Genomic DNA, 533 nt, shown 5'->3' on the forward strand with positions numbered 1-533 from the left:
GTGCGGCAGCGATGGTGGCCCTGCGTGATGCATCGATTGCCCGCTGGTTCACCCCGGACTTTTCGGCTGCTCATCCGGCAGCGGCCAAGCAGATTACCGACATGCTCGCGGCCACCTCGCCGCAAGGTTATGCGGCTAACTGCGCAGCGGTGCGTGATGCGGATTTCCGCGAGCAACTGGTTTCGATCAACGTGCCGTTGCTGGTGATTGCCGGCAGCGAAGATGCGGTGACGCCGCCGTCCGGCGGGCACTTCATTCGCGACCATGTGCGCGACGCCGAGTACGCCGAGTTCCATGCGGCGCATTTGTCCAACGTGCAGGCCGGCGCCGATTTCAGCGACCGTGTGCTGGCGTTTTTGCAGGCTCAGTGAGGAAGATTTTGTGGACGAGAAACAACGTTACGACGAAGGCATGCAAGTCCGCCGCGCGGTGCTGGGCGATGCCCACGTTGATCGCAGCCTGACCACGCTGACCGAGTTCAACTCGGAATTCCAGGAGATGATCACCCGCCACGCATGGGGCGACATCTGGAC

2 pseudogenes are annotated in these 533 nt (G+C 62.5%); both read left to right on the forward strand.

The features are described 5' to 3' along the window. Nucleotides 1-371 (forward strand): annotated as a pseudogene (locus F8N43_RS29195) (3-oxoadipate enol-lactonase); the annotation flags it as partial. Between the two features lie 10 nt (nt 372-381). Beyond that, nucleotides 382-533, forward strand: a pseudogene (locus tag F8N43_RS29200) (4-carboxymuconolactone decarboxylase); the annotation flags it as partial.

It is taken from the genome of Pseudomonas fluorescens (genome assembly GCF_902498065.1).
GTDB lineage: Bacteria > Pseudomonadota > Gammaproteobacteria > Pseudomonadales > Pseudomonadaceae > Aquipseudomonas > Aquipseudomonas fluorescens_BJ.